Origin of the sequence: Mesorhizobium sp. M00.F.Ca.ET.216.01.1.1, from assembly GCF_004010325.2 — a bacterium.
Lineage (GTDB): Bacteria > Pseudomonadota > Alphaproteobacteria > Rhizobiales > Rhizobiaceae > Mesorhizobium.
Genome location: NZ_SADR02000019.1, coordinates 133390 through 139577 on the forward strand (window position 1 = coordinate 133390; position 6188 = coordinate 139577).

At 59.0% G+C, this 6188-nt stretch carries 5 protein-coding genes and 4 pseudogenes; 2 read left to right on the top strand and 7 right to left on the bottom strand.

Annotated elements, in window-relative coordinates; genetic code table 11:
- Window positions 1–50 precede the first annotated feature (50 nt).
- From EN859_RS23635 to EN859_RS23650, 4 genes and pseudogenes are all read right to left on the bottom strand, one after another.
- A pseudogene (locus EN859_RS23635) lies at window positions 51–299 on the bottom strand (transposase); the annotation flags it as partial.
- A 355-nt stretch (window positions 300–654) separates the two neighbouring features.
- Window positions 655–1566 carry a hypothetical protein gene (locus tag EN859_RS23640; protein WP_127854988.1) on the bottom strand — a complete coding sequence of 304 codons (912 nt, stop codon included), beginning with the start codon at window positions 1564–1566 and terminating at the stop codon, window positions 655–657.
- A 76-nt stretch (window positions 1567–1642) separates the two neighbouring features.
- Window positions 1643–1804: a transposase gene (locus tag EN859_RS23645; protein WP_127854987.1), complete on the bottom strand. Its 162-nt coding sequence runs from the start codon at window positions 1802–1804 to the stop codon at window positions 1643–1645.
- Between the two features lie 173 nt (window positions 1805–1977).
- On the bottom strand, window positions 1978–2244 hold the full coding sequence (locus EN859_RS23650; protein ID WP_245525673.1) for a hypothetical protein: 267 nt from the start codon (window positions 2242–2244) through the stop codon (window positions 1978–1980).
- A gap of 117 nt (window positions 2245–2361) precedes the next feature.
- Between EN859_RS23650 and EN859_RS23655 the strand changes: the two genes are divergently transcribed.
- Window positions 2362–2583, top strand: a complete 222-nt coding sequence (locus tag EN859_RS23655) for a DUF768 domain-containing protein (protein WP_127854986.1) — start codon at window positions 2362–2364, stop codon at window positions 2581–2583.
- A gap of 371 nt (window positions 2584–2954) precedes the next feature.
- Here the strand turns inward: EN859_RS23655 and EN859_RS23660 are convergent, their stop codons facing one another.
- Window positions 2955–4340, bottom strand: coding sequence for an IS4 family transposase (locus tag EN859_RS23660; RefSeq protein WP_245525674.1), 1386 nt, complete (start codon window positions 4338–4340; stop codon window positions 2955–2957).
- Window positions 4341–4529: 189 nt separating this feature from the next.
- Here EN859_RS23660 and EN859_RS23665 point away from each other — a divergent pair.
- Window positions 4530–4730: pseudogene (locus EN859_RS23665) on the top strand (transposase); the annotation flags it as partial.
- 97 nt (window positions 4731–4827) lie between these two features.
- On the opposite strand, the pseudogene EN859_RS23670 reads toward EN859_RS23665, so the two are convergent.
- Both EN859_RS23670 and EN859_RS23675 read right to left on the bottom strand, forming a co-directional pair.
- A pseudogene (locus EN859_RS23670) lies at window positions 4828–5771 on the bottom strand (IS630 family transposase).
- A gap of 290 nt (window positions 5772–6061) precedes the next feature.
- Window positions 6062–6188: pseudogene (locus tag EN859_RS23675) on the bottom strand (IS630 family transposase); the annotation flags it as partial.

Below are 6188 nucleotides of genomic sequence, written 5' to 3' on the forward strand. Positions count from 1 at the left end.
CGCGAATTACAACATCAAAGCAGGCAAGAGCGGCTTGCTGCTCGTCCCGGATAACCGAGCGCGATTGCCGCGATGCGCTGTCCGACCAGCGTCTGGATACTGTGCACCGTGCAATCCGGATCGCGATGGTCGATGAAGCAAGCGGCCACCCGGTCGAAAAGGCCGATAGCCCCGTCGGCGTGGCGAAGCAGCAAGGCGCCGGCATCCGAGGTGATCGCCCCACCGTCGAAACCGGCGACAACTTTGCGGGCGTCGAAGCCTTCAAATTCGAGCTGCTCAGAGATACAGTGTGTTTGCATCGGACCCCGTCCTTGGATCTGATAACTCTTTGTTGCAAAAGCAGTTTCTCAGATTCTCGGGGCCGATGCACCCCTCACTTTGAGATATTCAGGCTAGTGGTGAAAATCTGACGTTTGGTACCCGAGCGGGAATACCGCCTTGGGTGGAAAGCTGAAGTTCGGCAGCCGCTCTGGGCACTGCCTTCGGTCCGGCGATCGCAGCTTGGCTCGCTCACCTCTGCGGCGGCGAGACGATTCTCAATCAATCTCCGCGGCCGGCATGCCTTGTGGCGTTCGTTATGTGCCGCGGGATCAATTACTTACCCGTTGCTACAATAGCATTGCCACTTCTCGGCGCCTCCCACGCTAAGCGCAGTTAATTGGGTGACCGCGGGCTTAGTACAGGCAGATCAAGTCCTTCAGGCCAATGTATAACCCGCTCCTTTATGATTGCCCATCGATACTGCCAATCGAATCCATCATCTCCGTTCGTGTCCCTGTAGGATATGAGGGCAGTTCCGGCGGTCGTGGGCAGCACTCCTATCTTTTTAAGATGATGATCTTTGCCGTCCGTGAAATAATCTTTATATTCAAACCTGAAACCACGCAGCACCGCCATGCCCGCCGGTATTATGCTACTAACCTCATTTTTGGCCCGGGTCTCGGTTGACTCTCCGATCTGACTAAATCGATCTCTTGGCACATAAGCGAACTGCACGCTCCAGAGAAAAGCGTCGTCACTTGGATCAAAGTGTTGATCATTGAAGGAAACTGTCAACATGCCGTCATCTTCAAGGATCCCCACCTCCCTTATGTGATGATCAATATTGTCCCTGAATGAAAGTTGAAACCCAATTAGGACGAAAATGAAATCTCCCGGAGGCCTATCAAGTTGAACTGTGCACTTTCCTTGTTCGCTGCATATATCCAAGCTACGAGTGAACTGTTGTGCTCGTGAGTCTTTGATGCCAAAGTGAGTTACATTGAAAAAATAGTCGTCATCGTCATCTATAAAAGGCAAATTCTTCGGGTTACCGTCGGAGAAATCCAATCGCATCTTTCCGGGAGGCAGGTCGGGGCTAATAAGAATTTGTTTTAGGTGATTATCTCCGTCGGCAAGTTCAAACGCAAATCTGCTCAAAAGAGGGATGCCATTTGGAGCGAATGGGACATCGAAAAGACTACTGCCATTTTCTGAGATGTCCACATGTCCATTAGAGACTTGTGCCGAAACCGATGTGGAAGCGAGAGCCAGGAGAACTGCGGGAAATGCCAAGAGCTTGCTCATTCTTAATCCCCGATATAGTAGCGCCTCCACCTACAACCACTTTACTCCCGATTATGGTGAATGTCACCGACTTAGCCTAAGCAGAGATTCTCTGGATGGCGTATTTGGGCAGCCATTCGATGGTGAGCCAATGGGCGCGGGCCTCAAGCGCGGCCCGCGACGCTTTGCTGGTGTGGATTGGCCCATTGTCGAGCACCAGGACGACCGGCTTGCCGGCCATACCGGGCTTTGGGGGCATAGCCTGCGTCGAGTGCCTCCAGGAGGGCGATGAAATCCGGCGCTGCGCTTGGTTTTCTAGGTTTCGACGACGAGCCTGGGCCCGGCCCAGTCGAAAGCACCAAGACGTTCACCCATTTCGCCGCAGATGACTGCTTAGGGTCGATACCGGCATTCCCGCTCGGGTACCAAACGTCAGATTTTCACCACTAGCTTGAGGATTCGCCTAGAGTGTTGCTGGGCCCTTCTTTGGTTCTTTTGCGCCGAGCTTGTCGAGAGCGAAGCGCACTTGGCGAAGTTCATCCTGCCAACTGTCGTCATCAGCCATAGGACTTTCCGTGGCGGCGCGTTGCAATCCTCGGCTTCAGACTCGATTTCTCGAAGTTTTGCGATTTTCTCGTCGGTCGAAATAGAAACGTCTTCGACAATCTCCTGGATCTTCATTTTCCTGAACGTCACCATTGCAGTTGCTCCGCGGCTTGAGACCAGTAGCAACGCCGGACATGTCGAGACGTTCCAGCCTTCTCCTTTCCTTTTTTCGTTGCGGAACCTAGTGCCTCGTAAGCGCTTGTGGCGACTATGAGCACACGCGGAAGCAACTTCATGCACAAATGGTTGAGCAACAATTTAAAGGGCATAATCGGGGCCGATGTCATCTCCGTGAGCGAGACTACCCAGAAGCTGTTCGTCGATGCGAAGGCGCTGGGGATCAGCCGCGACGAGATCGAGGAAGAAACGGGCAGCGTCTACGAAACAATTCTCGATGCAATCGTGCACCACGAAGCTGGCACTGGGGACTGACGAGAGGCTGATATGCCCTCGCTGCTGGATCTCCGGGAAGACGACTAATCAGGACGCCTCAGATTTGGCGGCTGGATCGCCGATCGCTGGGCGGCACAAGAAAGCCACCGGCCGAGCCGGCGGACCGTGTCGACGCGCAAGTCACGCGATTTTCGAAGGCGGTTTTTTCACGTCCTAAGCGCCAGCAAAAACGAATTCAGCCGCGCTGCTGCATCGGAGCAACGGTGCGATTGAACGATTGAACAGTGGGCCGCGATATTCCTCACCTTCATTCTCTCGATATCAAATGTACCCCTCCGGTGACGCTTCCGATTACCCACATCGTCGGCTTGATCCAATGGAGATGCCGAAGGCGATGTCGTGCAAGCGGGTCATGCCGCGCCAGACGACCATGTTGCCGGGAGGCGGATCATGGTTGCGGGCGAGATAGCCGCCAAGCATGGCGATTTGCAGCAGGTAAGCGGCGAGCGTGGGCCGTTGGAGGCGCGGTCGCGTTCGGGACGCGTCGATCCGGTTGAGCGCAGTGATCTCGGCGAAGGTGAGAACGCTGTGGGCGCGGCGTCTGGCTTGGCGCGCGCCGACATAGTGACGAAGAATATGCGCCAGCTGACCACCGCGATGAGGGCGAGGAACTTCGCCAGCCTCTCGGCGGTCTCGAGCCTCGCCTCCTCGGCACGGCAGCCGGACTTCATGACCTTGTGGAACACCTCCGCCTTCCAGCGCAGGGCATACCAGCCGGGCTTCTCGACCGCCGCGGAGAGATCTTCGACCGGCAAGTTGGTCACCAGCTTCCAGTCGATCGGCTCGCGGCCGGGCGGCGGATTCTCTTCGAGGGCGTGGATGTAAGTCAGAACCTGCGGACTGTAGCGCTTCTGCTTGCCCACGGGCGGCAAGGTGTTGATGGCGGCGAACTTCACCTGCAGCCAGGTCGTCTCGTCCTGATCAACCGTAATGCGATGACGTCCCGCCCAAGGCGCCGCCGCAAGTTGGGCAAAGACGCGATGAGCAGGATCGTGTGAGGCAGCATCGGCAGGCCGCTCTGCCAGCCTGTTCGTCTGCACCCGCACGAGGAAGCTGGTACCAAGGTCCTGCGCGGTGCAATAGAGCTCGTAGATGTCGCTCTCCCGGTCACCCACATGCACGCAGCGCTCGGGCGCGCCAACGAGCGCGATGGACTGGCGCAGGTTCTCCAGCCAGCGGTAGCTCTCCTTCGTCTCGATCGGCACGCGCGTGGGATTGATGTGCCGCTTGAGCGCGAGCGTTCCCTTGAACTTCGTTCGTGTCCAGAACTTCGCCGCCGTCAGACCGAGGGGTGTGCCGGTGAGGGTGACGGCCAGGCTCGAATGCATCAGCACCCCGCACAAGGTCAGCACGTTGGGCTGCCCGGCCTTGTAGCGCCCGGCGTTGATGGTTTTGGTGAATCCGATTTTGCCCGGCTGCGCGCGGCTGTAGATAAATTCGGTCGTGTCCTGCAGGATAAGGATCGGACCTTCGCTCGCCGCAACGCGCGCCGCAGTCGCGGCGAAATGGCCGGCGAGAACGCTATGTTCGGTCACACGCGGATTGTCAAAGAAGCGGTAGGCCGCCTTCGCCGCCGCCCAGTCGCCGCAGGCCGCCGGGATTGGCTTGCCCGGCGCAGCTGACATCTGATCCAGCAACCGTTGCAGCCGACGGGCCAGACGCTTGTCGGGAAGGGCCGCCGCAGAAAGCTCTTCCTCCTGCCAAGCGCTCTCGCTGCTGCTGGTCTTGTCTCGCATCCGTGACGCCTCCGTGATTCGGCGTCACGGACAGAATCACGGCAGATTCATACGGGGCAATAGGCCCGCCGACGATGTGGGTAATCGGAAGCCGGTGACGCCGGTGACGCCGGTGACGACCGGTGACGACCGGTGACGCCGGTGACGTCCGGTGACGACCGGTGACGGCCGCCTTGCTGAGGTAGGCTGATGGCTGCTACTCCTGGTGCAAGCACTAGGAGTAGCTCTGTGACGAAGCATCAGATTGAAGTGATCACGTCGGTCGAGCGGCGCCGGCGCTGGTCTCGGGAGGAGAAGGAGCGGCTGGTCGCCGCGACGTTTGAGGCTGGGGCCAGTGTTTCGGAGATCGCGCGATCGGCCGGCATTCATGGGAGCCAGCTTTTCCGGTGGCGCAAGGAGCTCTGCCAGATCTCCGCGCCGTCCGTGCCGCAGCTCGTTCCCGTGGAAGTCGTCGCGGCGGCGCTATGCGTTTTCGGAATAATTCGGGTCACGCATCGTAGCCGGCATGGGCGAAGAAGTTTTCATTCCTTTGGCTCGAAGCGATCGATCGCGAGGCGCACGGCGTCCCACAGTTCTGGAATGGATCGCGCGGCGACCTTTCGCAGGAAGGCCTTCAACTTGGCGAATGCCATCTCGATCGGATTGAAGTCCGGCGAGTAGGGCGGAAGATAGCGTAGGCATGCGCCAGCCGCCTCGATGATCTCGCGAACGCCGGCCACTTTGTGAGCCGGGAGGTTGTCCATCACGACGACGTCGCCGGGCTGAAGCGTCGGCGCAAGGACGCGGCGCAGGTAGACCAGAAACGCTTCGCCATCCATCGCACCGTCGAGAAGCCAGGGAGCGGCGATCCCGTTGAGGCGCAAGCCCGCCGTGAAGGTCGTGGACTTCCAATGCCCGTGAGGCACGGCCGCCCGGCAACGTTCACCGCGCGGCGAGCGACCCCGAAGCCGCGCCATCCTTGTATTGAGGCCACTTTCGTCGATGAAGATCAGGCGGCTCGGGTCGAGATCGAGTTGTCCGTCGAACCAGTCTTCTCGCGCCGCCAGAACGTCCGGGCGCTGCTGTTCGGCCGCGTGCGCCGTCTTTTTTATACGTGATGCCACGCTTTGCGAAGAACTCGTGGATAGTCGTCACGCCAGCTTTGATGCCGCGCTCGGCCGCAAGGCGCTCGGCGATCTCGGCAAGCGTGATGTCCCGCTCGTCGGTCTCCACCAGGGCGAGAATGAACGCCTCGTGCGCATCTAGTTTCGAACGCTTCGGCTTGCCCTGCCGGCCCGGCTCCAGCCTGCCGCTCGATCGCCACTCGCGATACCACGCGCCAGACGTCGATATCCCGATCGAAAACCGCCGCGCCGCCTCCCGGGTCGACAGACCTTCCTCTATCGCCTCGACCACACGCTTTCGCAAATCCACGCCGTAGGCTCGCGCCATGCCGTTGCTCCTTCCGCAAATCAATTCGATCAGGGAATCAGAACAAGCCACTCAACGCAAACCCGCGACTCCGAATTTGGCAAAACCGCTCTAGCGATGCACGTCAAGCCTACCCCGAGCACGAGGTTAAGCGCCGAACTCGAGTTGGATGCAAGTTCATGGAAGGTCTTGCCGACCGGAATCGCTATCTCGGCAACCAATGCCGCCTCTGGTCCTTCAAGCAGGATGCGCAGTCTGTCGCGTGTCTCGGAATGGCGGAGCCGCCTTCGAGCATCGTGAAGAAGCTGCTGCTAGTGGATGGAATCTAACACTTGGTGCCCACGTTTGACGGCAGCGATGATTTTGTCGGGGTCGGCGGTCCAAGTGAAAGGTTTGGGTTTCTGGTTGTGCTCGACGAGGAAGCGGTTGATTGCCGCC

Bases quoted from the DNA above. Each gene is read 5' to 3' on its own strand.
- EN859_RS23640 (WP_127854988.1), bottom strand. From the start codon at position 1,566: ATGAGCAAGCTCTTGGCATTTCCCGCAGTTCTCCTGGCTCTCGCTTCC.
- EN859_RS23645 (WP_127854987.1), bottom strand. From the start codon at position 1,804: ATGCCCCCAAAGCCCGGTATGGCCGGCAAGCCGGTCGTCCTGGTGCTC.
- EN859_RS23650 (WP_245525673.1), bottom strand. From the start codon at position 2,244: ATGGTGACGTTCAGGAAAATGAAGATCCAGGAGATTGTCGAAGACGTT.
- EN859_RS23655 (WP_127854986.1), top strand. From the start codon at position 2,362: ATGAGCACACGCGGAAGCAACTTCATGCACAAATGGTTGAGCAACAAT.
- EN859_RS23660 (WP_245525674.1), bottom strand. From the start codon at position 4,340: ATGCGAGACAAGACCAGCAGCAGCGAGAGCGCTTGGCAGGAGGAAGAG.